The following is a 25,127-nucleotide window of genomic DNA, read 5'->3' as shown; positions in this document are numbered from 1 at the left end:
CGGAGGTCCGGTCATTGCGGATGAGGCGCAGACGCCTTGCTGCAACATCACGGGCGCATGGTTCTTGCTTGAACACACGCCTTTGGAAACCGGCTAAAGTCAAGACCATGATGCCCTCGATCCTCAAGCTGGATATTGGTGGGATGCCGGTCAGCTGGATCCGTTGGCAGACTGCCGCGACGCTGTACGCACGCGATTGCGTGCGCTGGGAAGCGGGTGCCGAGCAATTCATCATTCGCGGTGGCACCAATGGCCGCACCGGGCTGCCGTCGGAACTGCGGATCGGCTCGATCATCGCGGTGGCCGATCGCTCGCGCCGCTTCAGTGGCGGCAACGCGCCGCTGCTGACCAACCGCACCCTGTTCCAGCGCGATCGCAATCTCTGCCTGTATTGCGGCCGGCAATTCTCGCCGAACGATCTGACCCGCGACCACATCATTCCGGCTTCCCGAGGTGGTGGCAGCATCTGGGAAAACTGCGTCACCGCCTGCCGCAACTGCAACCAGTACAAGGACGACCGCACGCCCGAAGAAGCCGGCATGAAGCTGCTGGCCGTGCCGTACATCCCGAACCTGGCCCAGTACCTGATCCTGTCGAACCGCAGGATCCTGGCCGATCAGATGGAGTTCCTGCTGGCCTACGCGCGCAAGAAGGTTCCTTGTTAGCTGCTAATTAGGTCCGTCATTGCGAATTGGCTGCATCATTGAGCTAATTGGTTTGCAAAGACGCTGGCAAGAAAATCAATCGCTTGGCTGCGGAGGGGCGATGGCCAAAACATCGACCGAAGCGCATCACTCATCAGCATTGGCCACCGGCTTGACCATCCCCGACAGCCACCTGCCATGCCGGATGCCATAACCGTCGATGAATGATGAGCACGCGTACGCAGATAGACCCTGTTCATGGGTCAAGCTCACTCGGGCTTGCATCATCCTGCACAAATGCAGTCCTTCCCTCGACGATCGCCAATCGTGAACCGCGTCGCACAAGCGTCGGCTGGCCGTCTTGACCGCCATTGAACTCCTAAAAAGTGTCGGTATACATTGAGCTTGAGGTGGCAGTCTCGTTCGGGAGCCTCGGGGGCAACGACAATGGAACAACGTCTTGGCGGCAACAGGCGCTGGGGACTTATCTACTTAATCTTGGCGAGCCGGTACCTGCCGGGATAGGCATGCGGCCGATAGGCGACACCGTAGCCGCGCGCTCCTTGTCGATTTTTAGTTGACTTCGCGATGGGATGATCTTGTAAGCAGGCCTTTCATATCGGGAAGTGAAGGAGATAGAGCCAGAGTAGGAAGCCGGGGGAGAATATGGCGAAGGCACGAAAGCGAGCATTGGCGGCGATTGAAGAAGATGCGTCGGCAACGGGCGAGTACCACTTCCTAGACGTCGGGCGTACCAAGTATGGTGAATGTATTTTGGTGCGCTTTGGCGACACCAGCGTGCTCATCGATGGCAGTCATTCCGGCGATTTCAAAGGGCAGAAAGGCACCGAATCAATTCCTGACCAGCTCAAGGCCATCTTCAACCGACCGCCGCCGTACGACATCGCGTTGCTGGTGGTGACGCACTGCCATGCGGACCACATCGGCTGTTTGCCGGAGCTCGTAACTGAGGGCGTGATCCGGCCGCGTTGGGCGCTCATCACCGATCATCGCGCCGGCTTCGGCCGCAGTATAGAAAACGCCAATACCTCCGACCTTGCTGATGCCGCGACGCAAGCCTTGGCCGCCGTGCTACGCGAGGAAGACGCGTCGGATTTGAGCAACCGAGAACTCGCCGACTTCATACAGGATGCGAGCACGGTCGAGCCACGCTACGCAAAGATGATCGAAGACCTTGTCAGCACCGGCGTGCAGGTGATCGAGTACGCTGGCGATCCACTGCCGGCGGCGCTCGTGGCCGAGCTCAAGCCGACCAAGATGGAACTGCTTGGCCCGAGCCTGGACCAACTGGTGTTGGCCGCCGATCAGATCTCAAACACCAATGAGGATGCGGTCGACGCGGTGCGGTCCGAACTCGCTGCCGATTCGAGTTTGGATTCAGTACGGCTCTATCGCAAGATTGTGCAGCAGTCGCGCTTCTCCGACCCGCGCAATCCACGTGGTAGTGGCATGAACTGCCAGAGCATCACACTGGCCTTCGGCCCCACAAGCGCCCGCGTCCTACTGGCCGGTGACATGCAATTCGCGGCGCCGGACGTCCGAGGACTTGATAGCGAGATTGCCGACCTGCGCGAGCGGGTCAAAAAGGCCGGGCCATACAAGGTGTTCAAGACGACCCACCACACCAGTTGGAATGGCCAGGATGAGATGTTTCTGGCTGATCTGGGCGATCCCGAGATCATCGTGCACAGTGGTGGCAGTCGTGACAGCAGCCATCCCGATGCCGAAACCCTGGACATGCTCAAGCAGCGCAAGGATTTGATCACCTTTGCGCGTACAGATCGCAATGGACGCATCGTCGTGAGGCCGCACCGCAAGGACCAAACTGCCGTCGAAGTCAGTCGCGGTAAGGTCAACAACTTCGACCCGAACGTGCTCGACGACGAACCTATCGAGATAACGACGCCAGTCGTAGCGCCGATCCAAGTCGCGGCAGCGCTGCCGACCGAAGTTGGGCAGGGAGCGCAGATCATCATCGTCAATCTGCCGCAGACGCCGATTCACCTGACCATCGCCGGCATCGAGATCATCTCCCACGGCGGCCCCAGCGCCGGTAAGGTGGTGGCGCGCCCACGACCTGGGGACGAGCCCTCCGAACGACGTCCTGTTCAGCGCAATTCCGAGCCGTCGCATGGCAACATTGTTTTGTCGCGCAAGCTGCCGAAGCTGTTATTCGTGACCCATTCTGAGCGCCTAGCCGCCAATATCGGCCGCGAGGAAGCGAAGCTCGCACTGGACGCCATCCGCGTCGCTGGCCAGCAACTCTGCGACTTGGCGCGTGTATCCGGGGATCCGGAGGCCGCTGCAATTAAAATGCTGCAGCAAGACCCTATTATCAAAGGAGTTGTGATTGCCGGCGGGTACGATGTCGTGCCGTCGTCGATCATAGACGTGCTGCCCAGCGAGGTACGGCAGGCCTTGGACAGTGCCGCTGATGATCTTGACAACTACGTTGTTTGGAGCGATGACGGCTATGCCGACCTCGATGGCGATCGGCTACCGGAGCTGCCGGTTTCGCGCATCCCCGATGCACACGATTCCGCCCTGTTCCTGACCGCACTGACAGCCCGGCCGGTCGATCCCAGTAGCCGTTTCGGTATCCGCAATGTCAAACGGCCGTTCGCCGATAAGGTCTGGAAGGCCCTGAGCGGCTCGGCGAAGCTCAAGGTCAGCGAGATGTTTCTCGCTGGCGAGATTCTCCCTCTCGATCTCGCCGCCAACTGCCATTACCTGATGCTGCACGGTGCCGAGGATGATGCCACGCGCTTTACTGGCGAGCGCCAGAACGGCAATGGCACGATTGCCTTCACGATTGACAGCGTGCCCCGGTCGTTCGAGGGAGTTGCTTTCGCCGGCTGCTGCTGGGGCGCACTGACCGTTAGCGAGAAAGCCAGCGAGGCCGAGCACAAGGACTTGCCGACGCCCCGCCTCGCCGGACGCTCCATCGCCTTGAGTTATCTCAAAGCCGGCGCCAACGCTTTTGTCGGCTGCACCGGCTCACACTACTCGGGCGAAAACGCCTCGCCAACTGTGAATCCCGCCCTGCCTTTGCATCTGGCGTTCTGGCAACACCTTGCAGCCCAGAAGGGGCCGGCGGCCGCACTATTCGCCGCTAGGCAGGATTATGGCAAGCTGATCGCGCAGAATATGGGGAGGCTTGAACCCTCCGCGTTGGCCTACCGTCTGAAGAACCGAGCGCAATTCACTTGCCTCGGGTTGGGCTGGTAGCAGAATTAATAGGAGCCTCGACAATGCTTAGGAAGACTACGCAAATTGCGCGCAAGACCGCGGAGACGACCGTCGCAAAGGCCGTCGCGCGCGATCTCAAGGGCTGGAAGGTAGTAACGAAATCGCAGCCTTTGGTCGATATGGGGAGTTCTGCCATGCCACACGTAAAAAAGGGGGTCGAACTGACGACCCTGCGCAAAAAATACTTTCGCCCGAAATCAGGCGTGGTCGACGCGATTGCCCCGGTGAAGTTCAAAAAGCAGTCGAAGGATCACAAAACAGTCTTGGTGCAACCCAAAAAGGGCGGCAGCGCCAAGGTCGCCGAATTCGTCGACGGGCACATTCGCATCATCCAGGGCTAATTCAAGCCCGAAGTCATTTTGCGAGTTGATTTGCAAAAGGGTCGAATGAGCACAGCCTGATGTTTTGTATCAATGGTTATGAGATGCCGATGGTCGATACCCCGACTAGTGCTTGAACGGTTCCATGTGGGGGTGTCTATCCCCAGCTCGTCGCCAAGGCGGTCCCGAATCAGCGGACCTTCTCCGAATTTCTGTAAGGCCTGCTCAAGCTCGAAATGTAGGCGCGGCAGCTGGACCTGCAGCATCCCGGAGAATCTCGTCGGTTTCCCCCTCATCGAGACACTAGAAGAATTCGATTGCCCGTTCGCCCTCGGCAAGATCCAGAAGACGACGCAGGAGTTATCCGATTCTCTTTCTCCGAGGACTCAGAGAACGGTGTGCTGCCGGCCTTTCGGCATCGGCGGGACACGTCTGGCGCCTCCCTATATCGCGATCCAAGCCAGCACGGAAGCCCGCTTCGTGTGCACCTTGAATCTCAGGTTTTCCTCGTCGACACACAGCAACAAGACCAATTCCCCGACTTCGTCAGCCGCAATTTCATAGACGACTCGGTTGAGCATCGACGAAATCGGCTACCTGCCGACTAGCAACGGCTATACCCATTTTCTGAATCATCGCTAGACGGTAGAAGAAAGCACGTCTTCATTGACCAGCTACTTGCCGTTCTAGAAGCGAGGCCAGAGCTCCTTTTCGGAGGCATCACCTTGCCCGTCGCAATGCTCGACGCAAGCTGCAGCACGGTTACGCCACGCAGATTCGAAGAGACTAACGGCATTCATCTATATCAATAACCAACCTCCAGCCAATCAAAGGTAGGAAAGCCATTCCAGCAAGTACTACTTACCGTGAAATTGACCTTCTTGCCTGAGGCATAAGTCATCATGATCAGCGCCAGGTCGGACTTCCCGCCGTCTGTGCTGGAGTCCCAGCGAACTTGAATATTGTTTGGGCAACCGGCGGGTCCGAAGGTTGCGCCTTCAACGACCGCCCAACACGTGGGATCCGTCCGATGGCAGCCCATGCCGATAATGCTTCTGTACCCGATAGCTTCACCAGCATCAGACGGAATTACCCACAAAAAGAGAAAAATAAGAGAAAGGTATTTAGATAACTTAATAAAAATGATGACCTTCTGACGCAACTTTCTTTTCATGGATAGTAAATCTTCGGAAGAGTAGAAAATTACTTCTGAGGCGGCGCTGGGGCGAGGGTTAAGCCTGAATTCACATACAGTCGCCGAACGTCAGCACCGAGAATTAACGGAGCGCTTTACTAGTCGATGACCACAACTGGCGCACCGTATTTTTTTGAATGCAGCCCATACAATGCATTGACGGCGATGCTAGGCGGTTCTAGAAAAGGGGTCGACCCTGCACCCACCATTCTGCGACCCCACGTGGCGCTGCGCAGTACGTGCTCGTGCTTTGAATTTGATAGCACACGTTCTCTTGGCTTGCTTGGGCAGACAATCCAATACTTAGTCTTGCTCTACCGAGCTCATCGCTTAGATTGCCGAGATACAGTTTGTCGCCGTTGTCCATTTGAGCGACTACGGCGTTAAAACCACTCCAACACACGCCAATAGAGACAACTTTAGCGCAACCTTCAGCATGGGCTGTTAATGGCGCAACGCTAAAAGCAAGAAGTAAGCAATATGTCCAATTCCTACGCATGGCTACCACCTCGATGATCGCGCGTACGACGGATGGAGGCGACGCAGAATAACGCTAAGGTGAGACAACGACATACTGCAATTCTTCCATAGTGTCGCCGGTGCAGGTGCCCGTGCCAACGACCTGCACAGATTTCCCGGAAGCTTGGGCCGCTAAAGTTGCAGCAAGCATTTCCTTACTAGCACCCTGTGTAAGAGTAAATTCGTAGCGGAAGCCGTCTGCGCGCACACTGCCGCATGGCCAGTTCAGAACGATTGGATCAAGTAGCTCAATAAAAATTCGCGTTCCCTGAAGACCCACAAGGATCTTCCCTACTTTTCCAGTCCCGTTTCCCGCTACTGCACACACGTGAAAAGCGAGAACAAATAGTGCGATTAACGTTCTCATTAGTGTTCCAAAACGCTCTATAGGCTGAAGAACGCGTGGCTCTCTGGACCGCGATCAACCAGATCGCAGAACAAATTTAGAAAGTGCAAGGCGATTTACGATGATAAAATTATCGAAAATCAGCTTTAACGGAGATGCAATTCCACGATGTGAAAAAAGCCATTGACGGGGCTGACGAGTATTCTAATTGTCTTTCCGACCGCGCGAGCTGATAAAAGCGCCGCGATGGAATCCTTGGCTCCCGGGTCATCTTCGTTAACATAAGCCCAATTTGGACTATTAACGCATGCTGATATTGGAGCCATGCCGTAAACCCTATAATGATAGTTTTGCGGTGCTGAGACATAAAGATCTGCAATCTTGAAATCTGAAGTTCACTCGTCTGCAGATGAACTAATTGAAGATGAGACGAAAAAAAGAAAGCGTCAATCTCTTAATCATTGCTAAAATCTCCGGTTTGTATAAAAACGAAAGAAAACGATAACCGGGCACACGACAGCATCAAATAAATTTTATTGAAAAATTCCACAAAACCGTAAAATTTCCAGTCATTACTGGTTATACATGAGCATATACGCCGGTGAAGAGTACGGTGCGTTCTGAGTGCAAGTGGATAACCCTGGCCATTCGAAAGCAATCTTCTTCCCTGCTATCTGTGCTGCCATCAGCATCGCGTAGCCCTTCTGAACGAATTCAGCGCTACCCGCCAACTGACACCAGCCTACGCCACAAGTAACGTCTGTAGAAAAATACACGTTTCCATTTGAATGATTAACCACACTTAATATGGTTTCCGTGCATGAGACTGCAGCAGTAGCGGAGTTGGATATCAGGTATGAAGCCAGACACAGCGCTGAAATGTATTTCATTGGCGGGCCTCATCATGAAGATGGCATTGTAATAAATTGATCTGCTGTGCTTTTCCGCATTACGAAGCTCACTAGATTGCTGCCATGCGCGGGCCTGCTCACCAACATCGACACGAGGAATACATACGCCGACATTACGGCGTCTTTGGCACTCGTCAAATAATCACATCATCTAAATAATTTAAGCGACCGGTTTTTAAGCACCTGGATGTTCAAACTGTGACGTAGTTCACAAAAGGGAAAACATCGGCCTTGGAAACGCCAAGGAAGTCAGTGAGGCTAGCAACAGCATCCGATTACACAGACGAAAATTATAAGAAAATATAAGTATTGTCAGTAAAAAGTGAATTTCTACCTTGGGGAAGGAGCTTGATCAAGGGGTGTCGCCGCTACTTGTCGTTGTGCTTGCCCTTTGGGGAGGCAGTCCCTTTCTTGGCGGTGGGATCGTCATACCAAGGCGTTGTGACCAATGTCAGCGCGTACAACGGAGCCGTCTACCTGATCGTCGCAAACGGCGGCTTCGCCGGCGGTACGTCAAGTAGTTGTCCGACCGGCACGGGTATGGCTTTTTCTATTGATCCGTCAACGCCACTAAGCCAATCGCAGATGCGATGGCGATTACTGCAAAAACTACTGGAAGCTTGATCTATGCCGTGGGAAACGGGGTCTGCTCGACTGGCTCCTTTTAATCACCAGGACAAAGCGAAAGTCTTCTAGGGATCGATTTGAAATAGCCAAGCAAAAAGGCAGCCGCTCTATGTTCTATGAAGATTGACAGAGATTTTCGAAAGCGTAACAGCTGAACTTCGAAATTTGCGGACATGGCAATGAGGCATTTATTGCTTGGACATTTGGGGCCGTCTATTTTTTCTATCTAATCAATCGGATGCACAAGTTTACTCAACACCTAGAAACATCTTGAGTGTCGGATGCGATGTCGGAGGACCCAGTTGCGACATAACCATATCGGGTGAAGATGTCGGACCACCATCCTGCAACAGCGTCTCGGTTCGATGGAGTACGGAGGTCACGAACGGGAAAAGTACACTTTCCGTACTAACGGTGGCGTTTACAGCGGGTAGACCAGTTCAATTGTATATAGCGGAAACCTGCTATCCGCACTTGACTGCGTATCCGACATTTGCATTTCTTAATGTCCGGTGATGAAGTCGGTAGATATCTAGCCGATATTCATCTTCGCAACTTACTATGATTGCGAAGATAAGTGGCCTCGCTCTACCGGATATAAGAGATCTGTGGCTTGAAAGAGAAAAAACAACGCTCTCGTATAGTAGTTAAACAGAAGGCCATGCATGAATAAGACTGCCACTAAGATATTTTCGGCAACGTTTTTGAGTAGTGCTTTATCGATCGGTGCGCCGTCTCAAGCGGCCGTTGTGCATCTCTATGAGGTTCCAACGGCCTGGAAGCTCGAAAACTACGTTGGCGGGGTCGTGACGACTTGGTACACCGGAGCCACCTGCCCCGATGGAAAATTGAACCTCCCGAGCCAGACGTCGACAGATGAAGTCAATCGCTATTTTGCTCTGATTCTCGCTGCGAAGATCTCGGCAAGGATGGTCTTTGTTCGCTACGACAACGTCAGCTGCAACATCGATAGTTTCGGCATGCAAGGTTAGTTGTCAGCATCGATGGCCGATGCGTTGAGGCGACCTTTTACCGGTGCAGTGTCGGATTAACTGCCAGCAACGCTGTGTCTGTTCTGCGGGTGTCACGGGCGAGATGATCGATTGCTGAAGATGGCATTTGTGACGCACTTCACACACCAATGAAAAGGCAGCGATTACGTCAATTTTCGTGAACATCACGTTGACATTGTCCTACATAAAATCCCAAGAGTAACGAAGCACTGGACGCGCAGTACGTCGCAGGGGAGAAACTGCAGATGGGAGTCGAAAATCTGGTCGCGATTCAACGTCTGCCACTTTGGCGACGTGTCGGATGTTTTTTGCTCGCCGTGTTCGTGTCATCGGTCAGCGTGCCGGCTGTCGCGACCATACCCCCTCCGTATGAAGACGCGCTGCGCGATGCGGCATACGAGGTTTTCAGCGGTGATGTCAACTCGGACGGTTACCCGGATCTCTTGTTGAAGGCGAAAAGCAACATCGTCCTGATCGATTACGACGTGTTGATTCCCGTTTTGATGCGCTGGCGCAACACCTTCGTCGTACTTTCGAACGCTAGTGGCGCTTATTCAATCGTAACCGACCCCTCGTCAGCGATGGTCGGAAGTCCGGTCTGGAGAAGTGGAACTCATCAGCTGATTTTCGGGGACACGGACGCAGACGGTTCAGTGGAACTGCTGGTCCGGGCGCTGACACCTGGCGGTCTCAGCCTGCTGTTGACCACTAGCGCCAGCAATGGATCACCCACGATTCGTCAGCGCCTCAATTACGCGGACATCGGGATCGATCTTGGCCGCGCGGGCTTGATCGTGGCATTGGTCCAAGCGAACAACGATGGCCGCGCCGACCTGATGACATCAATGGGCGGGGTGTTAGAAAGCACTTTGTTCGCGAGCGCGAGCGGTAGCTTCGATTCGTCCAGCAATGGCGGAGGATCGTCGGGACCGATCCTCGTGGGCTCCTCGGCCGGCTCCTTCCAAGTCTCCCCCGCAGGCGCTTCGAGTTACCGCATGCCGCTGTCCTTGCCACCGGGACTGGGGGGCATGACGCCGCAACTCGCGATCGAATACGGCTCGGCGGCGCCGGACGCGACGATGGGTTTGGGATTCGGGATGTCCGGCCTGTCGCAGATCGGCCGCTGTCCTTCCACTATCGCGCAGGATGGCGCCGGCAACGCTGACGGCATCGATTTCGACTCGCTCGATCGCTACTGCCTGGACGGCCAGAGGCTGGTCACCACGCAGTCCTACGGCGCGGTCGGCGCCACCTATGCCACGGAGATTGAATCGTTCAGCCGCATCAGATCCAGCGGCGGCACAGCTTTGAATCCCGGAACCTGGACGGTCGAGACCAAGTCGGGATTGAAGATGACTTATGGCGGTACCGGTGCGCAATGGACCAGCGCAAACGGCACACATGCCTGGCTGCTGAGCCGCACCGAGGATTCCCTCGGCAATTCCATTGATTACCTCTACACGGTCGACGCCAGCAGTTATCGCATCCGCGAAATCCGGTACGGCGGCAATTCGGCCGTAGGCTCTCCAGCGAACCTGAGGGTGACCTTCAAGTACGCCACTCGTAACGGCTACATTCCAGGCGGCTTCATGCATGGCGCGTGGTTTTCGCGCAATTACATTCTGAATAGCGTCGAGTCCTCGATCAACGACGGCGCAACGATTGTTCGCTCCTGGAGTTTTACCTACCACGGCCCATCCGAAGCGAGCTCCACGAACCCGCCAGGAACCACACCTCCGCCCTGCGTGCCCAGAAGGCCATGCAACGTTCTCCCCAACAGTATCGCGAAGACTAATGCCCCGCCGGCCAAGGCAGCGGTGGTCGCGGCAAAAACCGCTTCACTGAACCGCTATGCACTAACCAGCGTACAGGAGTGCGCAGGCGCGGCAGCAACGAGATGTCTCCCCTCCACGACGTTCGCCTGGGCACCGGCAGTCGGCATGGCTTCGAGTTCGATCGTGAGCACGAACGTCGGAAGGTTCGAAGACAACGGAAATTCGGGCCGAACTCCAGCGGATGTCAATGGTGATGGTTATGCGGATTTCATTGATGTCAGCCTGAGCGGAGGGAATCTCAGCATCTCGGTGTTTCCGAAAGCTGGCGCTACAAAAGTCGGGGGCTACAGTCGACCGGAGCTTCCTAATACTACTCAATCTCGCTGGGTGGCAGGAGATTTCAATGCGGATGGTAACGCCGACGTCGCCGTTTTCTACAAAGAGTCAGGCTGTGGCAATCCTCTTTACTTCATCTTCGGACAGACTAACTACACATTTGCAGGGTTCCAGGGCGGGGCGCTCGATATTCCGTCTGGCGCTGCATGCTCGGATCAACCTCCGTCTTGTCCATACTGCCGCACGCAACCGCCGAACCTGACCAGCAACGTATCCGCACCAAGCGATATCACGCAGATGCTATCCGGCGACGTCGATGGTGACGGCCGGGACGATATCGTGCTCGTTGGCAGTAGTGGCGAGTTACGGCTTCGCATCATTTATTCAACCAGTACTGGCTGGCAATCGGGCTCGACGTGGTCCAATCCGTTGGGGGCGGCCAATCTGAGCGCCTATCGTGCATACCTCGCCGATTTGAATGCAAACGGCAAAGCCGATCTGGTGATGCTGCGTCTCGACGGCAACGGCGTATCCACCTACGTCTGCCTGGAACTGACCGCCTGCACCGGCGCGACGAGCCTCATGACAACGGATGTCAGCCAGAACGCCCCGATCGTCGGCGACACGAACGGCGATGGCTATGCCGATCTGGTTTTCGTAAGGACCAGCGGGGTCAACGCCTATCACTATGCTTTTCTGTCGAAAGGCACAGGAGCGTTTAACGCGGCAACCTTCTCTACCGTCACCTTGCCAAGCTCCGGAACCTGGCGACCCGCGGCGTCCGACTATGACGGAGATGGCGTCGTCGACGTTGCCTGGTTCAAACAAAGCTCGCCACACGACCTACTTCTGGCAGCGGGAACTGGCACCGGCAACTTCACGAGTTCGGAAACTATCGCCGCCGCTTTCTCCGGCGTGCCCTCGGATTACGCCCTGAACCCGGGCGACTACGACGGTGACGGAAAAGCCGATCTGCTGGTCTTCTCCAAAGATGGCAACAAGAACGGCGCGATGCGTCTCGCCAAGTTCCAAGGTGCGCCCAATCTTCGGGTCGGCACGATCACCAACGGTTTCGGTGCACAGGTCGCAATCGAATACCTTCCACTGACAGCCGCGTCGGTCTACTCAGACGATCCGAATGTCTCAGCCGCTTTCCCGCTGCGGCGGCTGAATGTTCCGCAGTACGTCGTTTCGCGCCATCGCACGCAGGCGGAGGATTTGTCCCCGCGCTTCTCGATTTATCGATACAGCGCTTCCCGCTTGAACCTGCAGGGAAGAGGTCCGCTCGGCTTCGCCCGCTTCGACATTCAGGATGAGCAGACCGGCATCGGTGAATCCACGAGCTTTCGACAGGATTTCCCGTTCACCGGCATGGCGTCCAAAGTGGAGCGGAAAATCCTGAGTCCTAACTTGCTGATCTCGGCAGCTGAGAACACTTATAAGGTTCTGACGGGCGCACAGGGCAGCCGTTTCGTTTTCGCAGAGCGCAGCGTCGCCAAGGCATACGAGACCACGCTGGGCTACGTGAGCCTGGTTACGACGACCGTTTCCACGTATGACTATGTCTACGGCGATTACGCTACTTACGGCAATCTGCGGACGTCCACAGTCAGCGTCTACGAAGGCTCCGAAGTAGGGGGCACTGCGTTTCGCACGACCTCCGTCAACACCTTCGAGAACGACACCAACAACTGGCGCCTTGGCCGCTTGCGGCGCGTCGAAGTCACGCGAACCAACCCAGAAGGCGATAGCGAATCGCGGGTATCTGCTTTCGATTACAACGCAAGCAGCGGCCTACTAGCCGCGGAGTACGTCGAGCCGGACCGCACCGGGACCTACGATTACGCGAAAACCACCTATGTCCGTGATGCTGTCGGGAACATTACCAACACGACCGTCTCCGCCTACGTGCCGGGCGCTTCCGCACCGGTGCTTTCATCGCGGCAATCGAGCAGTGGCTTTTCCAGCGCCTCCCCTTATTTTCGGCGCTTCGGAACCAGCGACTGCAACGCGCTCAATCATTGTGCTTCCCGCGAACTCGACCCCGCGACCGGCAACGTCCTGACTGCGACCGATGCCAATGGCCTGTTCACCAGTTTCAGCTACGACCCTTTCGGCCGTGGCAGCGGCAGTAGCTTCATCCAGAGCGGCAAGTACATCGTCAGTCAGACTAGTCGCGAGTGGTGTTCTGAGCGCGTGGATGGATGTTTCGGCGAACTCACCGGCCTTTATGCGGTACAGAGCACCGCCTCGAACGGCTCGGCATCAATCAGCATCTACGACCGTTATGAGCGTGAGATTCGTCGCGCTTCGCTCGGGCCGAACGGAAGATGGCTGTACGCGCAGACCCAGTACGACGCCAAGGGCCGGGTCTCCCAGGTGTCGATGCCGCGCTACGACACCAGTGGCCAGACCTTCTGGAACACGACGATCTACGACACCATCGGCCGACCGATCGAGGTCCGGTCGCCAGCCAGGGAAAGCGACCCTGCCGGCCGGGTAGTCAAGACGAGCTATCGCGGTCTGAGCAGCGAAATGGTCGACCCGCGCGCTGCGCGGACGCTGCGTGTCGTCAACGCGATGGGCAAGGTGGTTTCGGTCACCAACCATCTCAATGAAGTGCTGAGCTACGACTACGACGCCTACGACAACCTCGAACGCACCACTGACCCCGCCAACAACGCCGTCGTCATCGATTATGACCGCCGCGGCCGCAAGATCGCGATGAACGATCCAGACATGGGTGCTTGGACCTATGTTTACAACGGCTACGGCGAACTGGTTTCACAGACCGACGCCAAAGCGCAGACGGTCAAGCTCAGTTACGACAGCTTGGGCCGGATGATCCAGCGCGACGAGCCGGAGGGAAAAACGGTCTGGACCTTCGACACGCTACGCAAGGGTGCGCTGAGCAGCGTCCGCATGACCCAACCATCCGGTAACGAGCTGTTCAAGAAGCTGGTTGAGTACGACAGCGTCGGCAATCTGCGGCGCGAAGCCTTGACGCTCGGCGGTGCTGTGCAACCGGTCACTTCGTATTCGTATGACGAGAAGAACCGCGTCGACCTGCTGACGTACCCTTCCGGTCTGGTGCTCAAGCATTTGTACAACCCGCAAGGCGCACTCAATGAACTGCGCCGCAACAGTGCCGACGGCGAGCGCTACTGGCGTGCCGAAGCCTGGGACGAATGGGGCAAGGTATCGGAGTACAGCTTAGGCAACGGTATCGTCACCGCGGTCTACCGCGATCAGGCGGTGGGCCAGACCGAGATGATCCAGAGCGGCCCTGGCGGCTCGGCCACGTTGCAGAACTGGCGCTACGAGTGGGACGCCAACGGCAATTCCACGAAGCGTCAGAACTTCGTCTCGGCACTGGCTTACACCGAGACCACGAGCTACGACGTCCTGAACCGCCTGTACGACAACACGGTCGCCGCCGCCGAGGCCACCGTGACAAGCAATACCCGTTACGACCGGCTCGCCAATATCCAGTCGCAGAACGACACAGGCACCTATGACTACGCGTCGGGACGGCCCCACGCGGTCACCGGCACCAGCGGCAAATCCTACGATTACGACGCCAACGGCAACATGGCCTTTGGCGACGCCGCCAACGGACGACGCAGCTACACCTGGGCCAGCTACAACCTGCCGACGCAGGTCACCCAGGGCACGGCCAAGTCGCAATTCATGTATGGACCGGACCGGGAAAAGCGACGCCAAGTGGCCAGCGCGCCGGGCCAGGTGAGCCGCACGATCCTGTATCTGAGTGCGATCTCCGAACTGCACAGCACTTCGAGCGAAGGCAGTTATTACCGGGAGCTGATCGTCGCCCCCAGCGGGATTGTCGCCCAGCTCAGCAGCTATCCGAGCAGTGGCGCGCGCAACCTGCTGTATGTGCACAGTGACCGGCTGGGCAGCATCGAGGCAATGACCAACCCGACGGGGCAGAATCTGGCGCTGATGAGCAGCAGCCCGGGCTTCGGCTACGACCGCTGGGGCAAACGGCGCGATGACGACGGTTACGGCAACCCGTCGAGCCTCAAGTTTCCGATCGCCAAGGGCTACACCGGGCACGAGATGCTCGACACGGTGAACCTGATCCACATGGGCGGCCGGGTCTACGATCCCGAGATCGGCCGCTTCCTGTCCCCCGACCCGTTCATCCAGGACCCCAACAATCTCCAGTCCTACAACCGCTATAGCTACGCCTGGAACAACCCCTTATCGGCAACCGACCCGACCGGCTATTTCTCGATCGGCAGTATCTTCAAAAGCATCGGGAATTTCATTGGTGACAACTGGAAGACGCTGACCGCGATTGCCATTGCGGTCGCCGCTCCCTATGCGGCTGCTGCCTACCTTGGTCTAGGATCCGCCGCAGCACTCACTGCCGGACAGGCAGCGATCGCAGGAGCCATCGGCGGGTTTACAGGGGGGCTCATCACTAGCGGAGGCGACCTGAAGGCTGCTTTGGTTGGTGCTGTGGTGGGTGCCGCGTTCGCAGGCATCGGCCAGACACTAGGCAAGGATGTGGCATGGGGGCAATGGGATCGCATGCTGGAGAAAGCCGTGGCGCATGGCCTTGTCGGAGGTACCGTCAGCGTCGCGCAGGGCGGAAAGTTTGGAACGGGCTTCGCCAGCACCGGGGTGAGTGCCTTTTTCGCTCCCGGTATCGCAGAATTCGCTTCGAACAACGCAACTGGAACGATACTATCGGCCGCACTCGGCGGAACCGTCTCCGAAATCGGCGGAGGGAAGTTTGCCAACGGGGCCGTGACCTCGGCGTTTAGCTATGCGTTGAATCAGGCGTCGCAAGAGATGCAGGCGAGGCGTGTAGAAGCGCTCATTCACGAGCCGACGGGATGGGGAGCATCGTCGTTCGGCCATGTGGCTACCCGGATCGGCGATACCGTTTACACCTTGGGGCCGGGCGGGATGCATGAATTGCCCTTTGATGAATACATGGCGAAGAACAGCTTCCGCTCAACTGTCGGCAGCGAACTTAGTTTGTCGGCCGGTGAGGCGTCTCGCCTTGAGAGCTACGTATCTTCGTACAGCGACAGCTACAACTACATCCAGAACTGCGGGGCGCCACTGACGATCGGACTGGCGTCGATCGGTCATCCGATCGGAGTCAACATCTTGCCGGTCAACTTGGGCAACACGCTGCTGAATTCAGGCCTTGTGAGTCGTACGAACGTTTATCCCGCGACGACACAGAAGACTTCGCCGTGGTACTACCCATCCGATAACGCGCCATGGACACGATGAATGTGGAAAAGGCCGAGACGGCTCGACAGTTTCTTTCGAAGTTCGCAGGGGCGACCTTGGTCATGCTGTTGTTCAGCGGGTGCGGGCGGAAGGAGGACCTCGTTGTGACGAACGGCGGCGCCCCGCTGTACTCGTTCGCGCCCGAGAGCATCGATGGTTCGGACGGGGCTCCACAAGGGCAGCTTCTGCCGGGCGAACGATACGAGGTACGCGGAGTCTATTCGCGGAAGGACTTCCTTGTTTATCGAGTTGCTAAGTCCGCTGGCCCCGATAGCAAAGAGGGGTTCGTTATCTTCGACAACCGCTACATGGCAATAGAGCGGAAGACATAGACCGAGCAGAGACTACGCCGCCTTTCTGACACTCTGCTGGTAGCGCGCGAGCGCGGCCCTTGCCTAGCGCGCTTTTTCGTCGCTCTAAACGCTGGCGAGTTAATCGGCGACGCGGGAAATTAGGGGTAATTAGGGTCGGATACAAGTTTCTCTTCGGCATCGCTGCTCCGCTTGCCCGCAGCCCAGGACACCACGCGGTCGTCCGGCGTCCGGTTGAGCAGAAGGCGGGTAACGTCGGGCTGCCCGTAATGGCTCACCGGGTCGGCGGTATGCTTGGCCAGTGAGGTCATTCCGAGGTCGATGCCGGCGACAACCTGGCCCTCTTTATGAGAGGTAACTATGGGTAATTAGGGTCAGATACAGATTTTCTTCGGCATCGCTGCCCCGTTCGCCCGCACCCCAGGACACCACGCGGTCACCCGGCCTGCGGTTGAGTAGCAGGCGGGTAACGTCGGGCCGCGTGTAATTGTTTACCGGGTCGGCGGTTTGCTTGTCCAGCGAGATCATTCTGAGGTCGAGGTCGGCGACAACCTGGCGCTCTTCATCGGGCGCCAGCGCCGCGTCGAGTTCACCGTCATCGGGGCCATAGATCCGTGCGTAACCGCCACCGGGCTTCAGCAGCTGGCGCTGCAGATCATCCGTGCACAACGCAGCATGCATCTCCGGCGACACCACCGCGCACGTCGCCAGTGCGTCGTATGTGAGGTAGGAGGCGCAAAATGGGCGAAACGCACAGTTCAATTCTTCAAAATGAATTTGAGCGAATAACGTGTTGTTTTCGCTGATCCGACGGTTCAAAACTTAATTGCGTAACTACATTTTGTTTAGGCTGGAAATTGAGCGTTGAGCAAGTCCACGTCTGCTAGTACCGATGGGGCGCTGCGCCTGCTTCGCGACCCGCTAAATCCTTGAGGAGAAACGCAGTGTTCGAGATCGCTCGCAAGAACGACATTGCGGTGCTGACCCTGAGCCATGGCAAGGCCAACACCATGGATGTGGAGTTCTGTGCGGCGCTGGCCGACCAGTTCCGCGCCTTGGCGTCGGACCCATGCCGGGCGGTCGTCATGGTCGGCCAGGGCCGCATCTTCTCGGCCGGGGTGGACCTGCTGCGCATCGTCGACGGCGGGATGGCCTATGTCGAACGCTTCCTGCCAGCACTCAGCGAGATGTTCAACGCGGTGTTCGAATGCCCGAAGCCGGTGGTCGCAGCGATCAATGGCGCGGCCATCGCGGGTGGTTGCGTGCTGGCCTGCGCGGCCGATCAGCGGGTGCTCGCCGAAGGCGCACGAACGGGCGTGCCCGAACTCAAGGTCGGTGTTCCGCTGCCCATGAGCGCTCTGGAGATCATGCGTTTCGCAGTCACCCACCGGTATCTGCAGAGCGTGTTGTACGGCGCCGACACCTTTGCCGGCGAGGACGCCTTGCAACGGGGACTGGCCGATGAAGTGCTGGCATCCGGGCAGGTGCTCGAACGCGCCATCGCGCTGGCGGAATCGCTGGCCACGGTTCCCTTGCAAGCCTTTGCCCTGACCAAGCAGGCGCTGCGCGCGGCATCAATCGCCCGGATTCGTGCCGAGGGTCCGGCCTACGACCAGCAGGCACTGGCGCACTGGGCGAGCCCCGATACGGCCGCAGGCATTCGGGCCTACGTCGAGAAGACGTTCAAGCCGGCGAAGTAGAAGCAGGCGGGCTGACAAAGCGCGCCCCGGAACACAACGAGGGCTCAGCGTGGCGTGAGCATTTCGCGCAGCTTGTACTTGAGCACCTTGCCGCCGACGGTCGCCGGCAGATCGTCCATCAGCACCACGCGCTTGGGTGTTTCGAAGCCGGCAAGACGTGCACGACAGAACGCGATCAGCGCCGTTTCATCGATCGCTTCGTTCGGCCGCGGCACGACGACCGCGGTGACCGTCTCGCCCCAGCGCGGGTCCGGCAGGCCGACAACGGCGACGCGGGCGACGCCGGGAAACTGCGCGACGATGGATTCCACTCGGAGGCTGGACACGTTCTCGCCTCCGGACTTCACCACGTCCTTGTAGCGATCCACCATCACCCGCAGTCCATCGTCACGGAATTCGCACAGGTCACCGCTATGGAACCAGCCGTGACGAAAGGCGGCGCGCGTCGCCGGCTCGTCGCGGAAGTAGCCTGCGGTGATGACCGGCGAGCGATACACCACCTCGCCGCGCACCCCGGGCTGGTCGTGCAGCGAGTGGCCGTCTTCGTCCATCACCGTCGATGCGAGCAGTGGCGTCGGCAGGCCGACGACGTTGGTTGCCGGCGCGGTCTGCTGATACACCTCGGAATACTGCTCGACCGGAAAGCGGTGCAGCGCGATGCATTCGGTCTGGCCGAAGATGCCGACGAGGTTGGCCTGCGGGCTCAGCCGCCTGAGCCGCTCGCGTACGGCCGGATCAACCGCGCCCCAGCCGTAGACCACGATGCGCAGGCTGCTCAGATCCGGCACCGGATCGGAGGCCTCGGCGGTGCGGACCAGGTCGGCCAGGAACTGTGGCGATCCGACGAAATAGGTCGACGGGCGTTCGCGTTCGATGGCGGCGCAGAGATTGGCCGGCGTCGGCGTGCGACCCAGCACCACGCTGCCGCCAGAGAGCAGGGCCGACATCGGAAAGATCTGGTCGCCGACGTGATAGATCATCGGCAGGAACGAGCAGATGCGGTAGTCGGACTCGAACGGCACGCCGCGCGAATATGCCGAGGCCTGGTTGAGGCCTGCGAGATAGGTGCAGGTGTGGGAGATCATCACCGCCTTCGGCATCGCGGTGGTGCCTGAAGTCATCAGGATTTCCCAGATGTCGTCGCCGTGGATGCGGACCTCGGGCTCGGTCACCGGCTGGCCGTGCATCAGCTGCGCCAGAGATGGCAGCCCGGCGCTGTCGCCGTCTCGGGTGACGATCGCCGCAAGAACCGGAAGGCCGACTGCCGTCAGCGGGCCTTTCGCCCGGGGCCAGGCTTCGGCATCGATGATCGCGGCCGCCGCGCCCACCTGCCGCAGCGAGTGCTCGAGCATGTCGGCGGCCATCATGGTGTTGAGCGGCATCGCCACCAGGCCGGCCTTGGCGCAGGCGATCTTGGTCAGGAAGGCTTCGATGGAGTTGTCGCAGAACAGTGCCACGCGCGCGCCGCGCACCAGGCCGTGCGCCAGCAGACCGTGGGCGATCGCGTTTGCTGCCTCGTCCGCCTGCCGGTAGGTGACCCGCGTGAATCGCGGATCGCGCACCGCGCAGGGCGCCGCCACCAGCGCCAGCTTGTCCGGCCGACTCCAGGTCATGCGCTCGAAGATGTCGCCAACGCAGACGCGCTCCCAGCGGTGGTCCGCGCGGCGGTCGTACAGGTTCTCCACATCCAGCTTCATCGATGCTCTCCCAAGGATTTTTACTTGGACCGGCGTGAGTGCGTAGCGGCCACCTGCGTTCGCTGGAAAAGAGCCAGTGCCTAGCAAGCCGGCGACCGGTACCACGCGGGACGTCCGGCCAGCCACAGTTCGCCCCATAGCTTGCCGCCGCCGTCGACGGTCAGCGTCTCGCCGGTGATGAAGCTGGCGCTGGGCGAGGACAGGAACACGCAGGACTCGGCGATCTCCATCGTCGAACCCGGACGCTTGAGCGGATTGGCCAGCGGAAACTCGGCCACTGCCTCGGCCGGATAGACGTCCAGACCTTCGCTCGCGGTGAGCCCTGGCGCCACGCAGTTGACGCGGATGCCCAGCGGCGCCCATTCCACCGCCACCGTGCGCATGGCGCCGACGATGCCCGCACGTGCGGCCTGCGTGTGCGCCACGCCCGGCATGCCGCGCTCCAGCACCACGATCACGTTGACGATCGAACCACCGCGCTTCAGGTCGCGCCAGCGCTGCGCCGCGCGCTGCATCACGAACCAGGTGTTGTTGAGATTGTTGGTGATCACCGCGTTCCAGCCGCCGGGGCTGATGTCGATGGCGTTCTGCGGGAACTGGCCGCCGGCGCTGTTGATCACCACGTCCGGCATGCCGACCTCGGTTTCGATGCGCTCGTACAGCGCCAGCACCTGGTCGTGCTCGCGCAGCTGCGCGGCGTAGCCGTGCATCTTCGCGCCCTGCGCCCGGGCGTAGTCGACCACCCGGTCGAGCTTGTCCTGCTTGCGGCCGGTGACCACCACCGTGGCACCCAGGCGTGCCATGAGCAGCGCCACGGCGCGACCGATGCCGCTGCCACCGCCGCAGACCAGCGCCACCTGGCCGGCGAACAGGTCCGCCCGAAAGGCGCTCGGGTGCTGCCAGAGCTCATCGAGCAGCAGGTCGGCATCACTCATGACTGCCGCCCGGTGCAGGCCAGGATGAAGCAGCTGCAGAAACCCTCGGGCATCGCCATCGTCCTCGAAATTGAGTTGAACTCACCAAGGGAAATCTCGCAGGAACGACGAGGAACATCAAGCTCCATTCTTTTCAGTATCGATGGCGCTGGATCGTTGCCAAAGCATTGACAACAAGAAGTTTTCCAATGAGTAATGCATCCCGTCTGCGGACGCGCCATCCCGGCGGCCGCCTTATCCGGAGCCCCGATGACCTCCCTCGTTCTCGTCGAACGCCGTGACAGCGTGCAGTGGATCACCCTCAATCGCGCCGAGCGACGCAACGCCATCAACGAGGAAGTCATCCGGCTGCTCGGCGAGGGCATCGGTAACGCCGTGGCCGACCGCGCCTGCCGCGCCATCGTGCTCACCGGTGCCGGCGACAAGGCGTTCTGCGCGGGTGGCGATCTGCAGAAGAACGCGGACGGCAATCCCTTCGGCGTCGACTATTCGCGCCCGCAGCACTACATGGTGGAGTTGTTCAAGCGCATCCAGGATTGCACGCTGCCGATCATCGCGCGTGTCAACGGCCATGCCCTGGCCGGCGGCTTCGGACTGCTGTGCGCCTGCGACATGGCGGTGGCCGCGGACGACATCCGCATCGGCGCGCCGGAGTCCCGGATCGGCATGACACCGATGACCATCCTGCCGCACATGCTGCGGGTGATCCCGGCGCGGCGCCTGCAGGAAATCTGCATCACCGGCGAACAGTTCACCGCCCAGGAAGCGCTGGACTGGGGCATCGTCAACTACATCGTTCCGCGTGCGCAGCTCGACGAGAAACTGGACTGGCTGCTCGCCCGCGTGACCAGCGCTTCGCCGACCGCGGTGCGCCTGGGCAAGCAGACCTTCAACGCCATCCGCGACCTGAGCCTGCGCGATGCGCTGGAGTACTCGCAGGCCATGTTCGCGGCGATGGCGTCGACGGCGGACGCGCAGGAAGGACGCGCTTCGTTCGTCGACAAGCGCGCGCCGCACTACACCGGTCGCTGAACGTGAGGCCTCGTCTGCGCATCGGCTGCGGAGCCGGTTTCTGGGGCGATTCCGCGGAAGGTCCGCGCCAGCTGGTGCGCTCCGGCGAGATCGACGTGCTGGTGCTCGACTACCTGGCGGAGATCACCATGTCCCTGCTGGCACGGGCCCGAGCCAAGGACCCCGCGGCAGGCTATGCCACCGATCTGCCCGGCGTGCTGGCCGCGCTGGCCGAAGACCTCAAGGCGCGTGGCATCCGCGTGGTCACCAACGCCGGCGGCGTCAACCCGCAGGCCTGCAAGGCCGCGCTGGAGGAAAAGCTCGCCGCCCAAGGCATCGTGCTGAAGATCGCCATCGTCACCGGCGACGACCTGCTGCCGCGCGCAGCGGAGTTCGCGCAGCTGCGCGAGATGTTCAGCGGCGAGCCGCTGCCGGCCAGCCCGTGGAGCTTCAACGCCTATCTCGGTGCCTTCCCGATTGCTGCGGCGCTCGGCGACGGTGCCGACATCGTGATCACCGGCCGCTGCGTCGACAGCGCCCTGGCGCTGGGCCCGCTGATCCACGCCTTCGGCTGGAAGCCGACCGATTACGACCGCCTTTCCGCCGGCAGCCTGGCCGGCCATGTCATCGAGTGTGGCGTGCAGGCCACCGGCGGGATCGCCACGGACTGGGAGGCCGTGGTGGCGGACTGGGACCGCATGGGCTTCCCGATCGCCATCTGCGAGCCCGATGGCAGCTTCGTGCTGACCAAGCCGGCGGGCACCGGCGGACGCGTGGTGCCGGAGACCGTCGCCGAACAGATCGTCTACGAGGTCGGCGATCCGGCCGCTTATCTGCTGCCCGATGTCAGCTGCGACTGGCGCGACCTGCGGGTCGAAGCCGCTGGCCCGGATCGGGTGCGGGTATCGGGCGCGCGCGGACGAGCACCGTCGCCGTACTACAAGTGCTCCGTCACCGCGCAGGAAGGCTTCCGCTGCGCCACGACGATGATGGTCGGCGGTCTGGATGCGGTGCGGAAGGCAGAGGCGGTCGGCGGCGCCGTGCTGGCGCGCACGCGGCGGATGTTCGCGGCGCAGAACCTGGGCGACTACCGGCGCACCAACATCGAGGTACTGGGCGCCGAGTCCAATTGGGGCGCCCATGCGCGCCGCAGCGACACGCGCGAAGTGATCCTCAAGATCGCCGTGCAGCATGCGGACAAGCGCGCGCTGGAAATCTTCAGCCGCGAGTGCATCCCTGCGGCAACCGCGATGGCCCAGGGCCTGACCGGCTTCGCCGGCGGACGCCCGACGCCGTCACCGCTGGTGCGCCTCTGGTCCTGCCTCGTGCCGAAGGTGGCGGTGCCGATCCAGATCGATGCTCAGCCCTGGTCGTCGCCACCCATCGAAGTCGCCAACGATCTGCCCGTGCAAGCCGCGCCCGTGATGAACGAGCCGATGCCGACAGGCCCTGTGCGGAGAGTCCGCCTGATCGACCTCGCCTACGGCCGTTCCGGCGACAAGGGCGACGCCGCCAACATCGGCGTGCTCGCGCGCCGGCCCGAGTTCGTCCCGGTCCTGCGCGAGCAGTTGACCGCCGCAGCGGTGAAGGACTGGTTCGCCCATTTCGTCGTCGGGCCCGTCGAGCGCTACGAGTGGCCCGGCCTGCAGGGCTTCAACTTCCTGATGCAAGGCGCGCTCGGTGGCGGTGGCATCGCCTCGCTGCGCCACGATCCGCAGGGAAAGATGTTTGCGCAGATTCTGATGGACTTCCCCCTCGAAGTTCCCGAAGCCCTGCTCGAATCGCACGCGTGAAACGAGGTGTGGCCCGGTTCAGCTTTTGCCGATGGCACCGCTGATCTAAGCTGGGATCACGATCGCATAGGAAGCACGGCTCAACGCCCGGCGCAGGAGGAGACCTAATGGACGCACAGCAATTCCAGATCGCGCTCGAGCGCGACGGCTTCACCTCAGCCACCGCTGGCGAATACGCCCCGGGACTAATCAACCTGGAACACACGCATCCCTTCGAAGTGCGCGGGCTCGTGCTCTCGGGCGCGATGACCATTTCCGGCGGCGGCCAGATTCAGCGTTGCGGCCCGGGCGATGTCTTCGTCATGCATCTTGGCGAAACGCATCGCGAGGAAGTGGGCGTTGAGGGTTGCAGCTATCTGTATGGCAGTCGGTAGATTGCCGGCACAAATACTCCCTACCTCGGTTGATGTTGGGTCGCGCGGTGAGGCCTAATTGGTGTTTGGCTTAAAGGGAAAGCAATGTCTGAGGGACTTACGTTTCGTCACGCACTGCTAGGTGCGGTCATGTCCTTCAGCACTTTGGCCGCCAGCGCTAGGGAAAAGACGTGCGTAGAGCAGGTAGGGGAGGAGGAATCCAAAAAACTGGTTGCGTGGTGCATTGATGCCAGTTCGGCCACGCATCCTCCGTGCAATTCACAAAATTCCTGTGAATTAATCGTTTCGGAGATAAAGCGCGGTTGCGGTTTTCTTAGAGACTTGAACGCGCCGCCAGCCTATTGTCTTTTAACCTATCCAGACCATCCATGAAAATTCGCTCGTCATCTAACAACAGGCTCCAGCCGACGAATTTGCCCCGCTTTGCTACGGAAAATCCGCAGCTGGGCTTCGGCGTTGGAGTTTACGGAAATGACTCTGATGACTGAGGAAGTTGAATGCCCTTGCTGCGGCAAGCGGCATCCTCGTTCTGCGATGGAGCTTTCGTTCAAGAGGCCGGATGCCGTCGTTGCACTTACGGAGGAACAGAGAAAATCTGGCGCTAAAGAGACCGATGATCTTTGCGCTATTTGGCCAGATCGCTTCTTCATTCGAGGCGTGATGCCTTTTCAGGTTTTGGAATGGAACGCGCCTTACCGCATTGGTGTGTGGGTTGAAGTGAACCGCACCGCTTTTGATCGAGTTCGAGTTCTATGGGACGCCGAAGACCAAGATCAGGAGCCTGCTTTCGCAGCAACACTCGCTAATGACATTCCGTCTTTTCCTTCGACAATCGGCCTTCCCGCTGTGCTCAAACTGACGGGGCCGAAGAGTCGTCCCGACGTTCTACTTCCTGAGAGCGAACATCCGTTGCATCGCGAGCAGTGCCTGGGCATCTCATCCCATCGTGCGAATGAATACAGCAACTACTTCTAGGCTTGATCAACGCTTGGAAGCCTCCAAGCCGCGCTACCTACGAACCAGTAAATGAATCTGCTGCCGCTATACCTGCGAATCATCAACTGCTTCCTAGCGTC

15 protein-coding genes are annotated in these 25,127 nt (G+C 59.4%); 11 read left to right on the top strand and 4 right to left on the bottom strand.

The window, feature by feature from the left end:
- The first annotated feature begins 107 nt into the window (after window positions 1-107).
- From G513_RS0118210 to G513_RS0118200, 3 genes are all read left to right on the top strand, one after another.
- Entirely contained in the window at window positions 108-665 is a 558-nt protein-coding gene (locus G513_RS0118210; RefSeq protein WP_022978299.1) for an HNH endonuclease, read from the top strand.
- A 669-nt stretch (window positions 666-1,334) separates the two neighbouring features.
- Window positions 1,335-3,893 (top strand): MBL fold metallo-hydrolase, encoded by a 2,559-nt coding sequence (locus tag G513_RS0118205; protein ID WP_169560693.1) that lies wholly within the window; start codon window positions 1,335-1,337, stop codon window positions 3,891-3,893.
- A 23-nt stretch (window positions 3,894-3,916) separates the two neighbouring features.
- Window positions 3,917-4,255, top strand: coding sequence for a hypothetical protein (locus G513_RS0118200; RefSeq protein WP_022978297.1), 339 nt, complete (start codon window positions 3,917-3,919; stop codon window positions 4,253-4,255).
- 784 nt (window positions 4,256-5,039) lie between these two features.
- Here the strand turns inward: G513_RS0118200 and G513_RS25175 are convergent.
- Window positions 5,040-5,408 carry a hypothetical protein gene (locus tag G513_RS25175; protein ID WP_051144495.1) on the bottom strand — a complete coding sequence of 123 codons (369 nt, stop codon included), beginning with the start codon at window positions 5,406-5,408 and terminating at the stop codon, window positions 5,040-5,042.
- A 3,089-nt stretch (window positions 5,409-8,497) separates the two neighbouring features.
- On the opposite strand from G513_RS25175, the gene G513_RS0118185 reads away from it, so the two are divergent.
- The 3 genes from G513_RS0118185 to G513_RS0118170 all read left to right on the top strand — a co-directional run bounded on the left by G513_RS0118185 (window position 8,498) and on the right by G513_RS0118170 (window position 16,562).
- Window positions 8,498-8,824, top strand: a complete 327-nt coding sequence (locus G513_RS0118185; RefSeq protein WP_156891796.1) for a hypothetical protein — start codon at window positions 8,498-8,500, stop codon at window positions 8,822-8,824.
- 266 nt (window positions 8,825-9,090) lie between these two features.
- Entirely contained in the window at window positions 9,091-16,230 is a 7,140-nt protein-coding gene (locus tag G513_RS0118175) for an FG-GAP-like repeat-containing protein (RefSeq protein ID WP_084711616.1), read from the top strand.
- On the top strand, window positions 16,218-16,562 hold the full coding sequence (locus G513_RS0118170) for a hypothetical protein (protein ID WP_022978293.1): 345 nt from the start codon (window positions 16,218-16,220) through the stop codon (window positions 16,560-16,562). The genes G513_RS0118175 and G513_RS0118170 overlap by 13 nt, the downstream gene beginning before the upstream one ends.
- 324 nt (window positions 16,563-16,886) lie before the next feature.
- Here the strand turns inward: G513_RS0118170 and G513_RS0118160 are convergent, their stop codons facing one another.
- Window positions 16,887-17,360: a carbon-nitrogen hydrolase family protein gene (locus tag G513_RS0118160; protein WP_022978291.1), complete on the bottom strand. Its 474-nt coding sequence runs from the start codon at window positions 17,358-17,360 to the stop codon at window positions 16,887-16,889.
- Window positions 17,361-17,485: 125 nt separating this feature from the next.
- Here G513_RS0118160 and G513_RS0118155 point away from each other — a divergent pair, with 125 nt between their 5' ends.
- A complete protein-coding gene (locus G513_RS0118155; protein ID WP_022978290.1) occupies window positions 17,486-18,241 on the top strand; it encodes an enoyl-CoA hydratase/isomerase family protein in 756 nt (251 codons plus the stop codon).
- Between the two features lie 44 nt (window positions 18,242-18,285).
- Here G513_RS0118155 and G513_RS0118150 read toward each other — a convergent pair whose 3' ends face one another.
- Together G513_RS0118150 and G513_RS0118145 are read right to left on the bottom strand one after the other, a co-directional pair.
- Window positions 18,286-19,938 (bottom strand): class I adenylate-forming enzyme family protein, encoded by a 1,653-nt coding sequence (locus G513_RS0118150; protein ID WP_022978289.1) that lies wholly within the window; start codon window positions 19,936-19,938, stop codon window positions 18,286-18,288.
- Window positions 19,939-20,018: 80 nt separating this feature from the next.
- Window positions 20,019-20,873, bottom strand: a complete 855-nt coding sequence (locus G513_RS0118145) for an SDR family oxidoreductase (RefSeq protein WP_022978288.1) — start codon at window positions 20,871-20,873, stop codon at window positions 20,019-20,021.
- 249 nt (window positions 20,874-21,122) lie between these two features.
- On the opposite strand from G513_RS0118145, the gene G513_RS0118140 reads away from it, so the two are divergent.
- From G513_RS0118140 to G513_RS25560, 4 genes are all read left to right on the top strand, one after another.
- Window positions 21,123-21,905 (top strand): enoyl-CoA hydratase-related protein, encoded by a 783-nt coding sequence (locus G513_RS0118140; protein ID WP_022978287.1) that lies wholly within the window; start codon window positions 21,123-21,125, stop codon window positions 21,903-21,905.
- Between the two features lie 2 nt (window positions 21,906-21,907).
- The gene (locus G513_RS0118135; protein WP_022978286.1) at window positions 21,908-23,677 is read left to right on the top strand and encodes an acyclic terpene utilization AtuA family protein; all 1,770 of its coding nucleotides are present in this window, start codon (window positions 21,908-21,910) and stop codon (window positions 23,675-23,677) included.
- Between the two features lie 107 nt (window positions 23,678-23,784).
- On the top strand, window positions 23,785-24,051 hold the full coding sequence (locus G513_RS0118130) for a cupin domain-containing protein (protein WP_022978285.1): 267 nt from the start codon (window positions 23,785-23,787) through the stop codon (window positions 24,049-24,051).
- 471 nt (window positions 24,052-24,522) lie between these two features.
- Window positions 24,523-25,026, top strand: coding sequence for a DUF2199 domain-containing protein (locus G513_RS25560; protein WP_211219709.1), 504 nt, complete (start codon window positions 24,523-24,525; stop codon window positions 25,024-25,026).
- Window positions 25,027-25,127 lie beyond the last annotated feature (101 nt).

Source organism: Nevskia ramosa DSM 11499, from assembly GCF_000420645.1.
Classification (GTDB): Bacteria; Pseudomonadota; Gammaproteobacteria; order Nevskiales; family Nevskiaceae; genus Nevskia; species Nevskia ramosa.
Note: the sequence above shows the minus strand (reverse complement) of the source record. Positions and strands in the feature narration are given on the sequence as shown.

Bases quoted from the DNA above. Each gene is read 5' to 3' on its own strand.
- G513_RS0118150 (WP_022978289.1), bottom strand. From the start codon at position 19,938: ATGAAGCTGGATGTGGAGAACCTGTACGACCGCCGCGCGGACCACCGC.
- G513_RS0118185 (WP_156891796.1), top strand. From the start codon at position 8,498: ATGAATAAGACTGCCACTAAGATATTTTCGGCAACGTTTTTGAGTAGT.
- G513_RS0118200 (WP_022978297.1), top strand. From the start codon at position 3,917: ATGCTTAGGAAGACTACGCAAATTGCGCGCAAGACCGCGGAGACGACC.
- G513_RS0118130 (WP_022978285.1), top strand. From the start codon at position 23,785: ATGGACGCACAGCAATTCCAGATCGCGCTCGAGCGCGACGGCTTCACC.
- G513_RS0118175 (WP_084711616.1), top strand. From the start codon at position 9,091: ATGGGAGTCGAAAATCTGGTCGCGATTCAACGTCTGCCACTTTGGCGA.
- G513_RS0118210 (WP_022978299.1), top strand. From the start codon at position 108: ATGATGCCCTCGATCCTCAAGCTGGATATTGGTGGGATGCCGGTCAGC.
- G513_RS0118140 (WP_022978287.1), top strand. From the start codon at position 21,123: ATGACCTCCCTCGTTCTCGTCGAACGCCGTGACAGCGTGCAGTGGATC.
- G513_RS0118145 (WP_022978288.1), bottom strand. From the start codon at position 20,873: ATGAGTGATGCCGACCTGCTGCTCGATGAGCTCTGGCAGCACCCGAGC.
- G513_RS0118170 (WP_022978293.1), top strand. From the start codon at position 16,218: ATGGACACGATGAATGTGGAAAAGGCCGAGACGGCTCGACAGTTTCTT.
- G513_RS25175 (WP_051144495.1), bottom strand. From the start codon at position 5,408: ATGAAAAGAAAGTTGCGTCAGAAGGTCATCATTTTTATTAAGTTATCT.
- G513_RS25560 (WP_211219709.1), top strand. From the start codon at position 24,523: ATGACTCTGATGACTGAGGAAGTTGAATGCCCTTGCTGCGGCAAGCGG.